General features: G+C 52.6%; 1 protein-coding gene. It reads right to left on the bottom strand.

From position 1 onward, the window contains the following. Window positions 1–384, bottom strand: a 384-nt coding sequence (locus tag Q4563_RS16860) for a DUF547 domain-containing protein (RefSeq protein WP_303605311.1), incomplete at both ends; no start/stop codon positions are given.

The raw sequence follows: 384 nt of genomic DNA, 5'->3' as shown, positions 1-384 counted from the left end.
ACAGCCTATGCTGGCGCAGTTCACGGCAAAGTGAATCAACGGGTTGTTGTAGCGTCCGGGCTGTCGAATCAGCGTGTGTTCAATATCATCCAGCGAGCGGGTTTGGCCCAATAAAGGGATAATTTTCTTGCTCCAGGGTGAGCTGAAAAAATTACCCAGGTCTTTGATGGAGTCCAGGTTGGGCCAGGAGGTCAGAATGCGTTCGACCGTCCAGGCGTTATAGGCATTGATCAGGAAGGCCAGTTGTTCGTCTTTGTGCCATTGCTGGAAATCGGCTTCTGATACGGTCGCGAGCGCTTCCAGATACTGCGTCAGTAACGGTCGTTCGGCATTGATGCCTTGATAATCCACCTGGGTGGATTGGCCATCGGCAGTGGTGTGTAC

This window comes from Gilvimarinus sp. 1_MG-2023, from assembly GCF_030548285.1.
Note: the sequence above shows the minus strand (reverse complement) of the source record. Positions and strands in the feature narration are given on the sequence as shown.